We start from the raw sequence: 535 nt of genomic DNA, 5'->3' as shown, positions 1-535 counted from the left end.
CCTCGGCGATCGCCAACGCCACCATCGACGGAGCGCCGCTGTCCGACATGGACACCGCCTCCTACTACGTCATCGTCGCCAGCGCCGGCCACGACACCACCAGCGCCGGAATCGCCGGCGGACTCCTCGAACTCATCCGCAACCCCGCCGAACTACACCGCCTGCAAAACGACCCCACCCTGATGGGCACCGCCGTCGAGGAAATGATCCGCTGCGTGGTCCCGGTCAAAGAATTCATGCGCACCGCCCAAGCCGACACCGCAGTCCGCGGCGTCGACATCGCCAAAGGCGAAGCCGTTCTGCTGTCCTACGTTTCGGCCAACCGAGACGAAGACGTCTTCGACGACCCGATGCGCTTCGACGTCGGCCGAGACCCCAACAAACACCTGTCCTTCGGCTACGGCGTGCACTTCTGCCTGGGCGCGGCCCTGGCCCGCATGGAGATGAACAGCTTCTTCACCGAACTCGTCCCCCGCATCACATCCATCGAACTGGCCGGCGAACCCGAGTTGATGGCCACCACCTTCGTCGGCGG

General features: G+C 65.2%; 1 protein-coding gene. It reads left to right on the top strand.

What is annotated here, in order from left to right; translation table 11 throughout:
* Positions 1-535: cytochrome P450 (locus ORI27_RS32935; RefSeq protein WP_266001441.1), on the top strand; the 535-nt coding region annotated here is incomplete at both ends.

This window comes from Mycobacterium pinniadriaticum, assembly GCF_026242045.1.
GTDB lineage: Bacteria > Actinomycetota > Actinomycetes > Mycobacteriales > Mycobacteriaceae > Mycobacterium > Mycobacterium pinniadriaticum.
The sequence above is the reverse complement of the archived record's forward strand: the minus strand, read 5'-3'. Positions and strand labels throughout refer to the sequence as shown.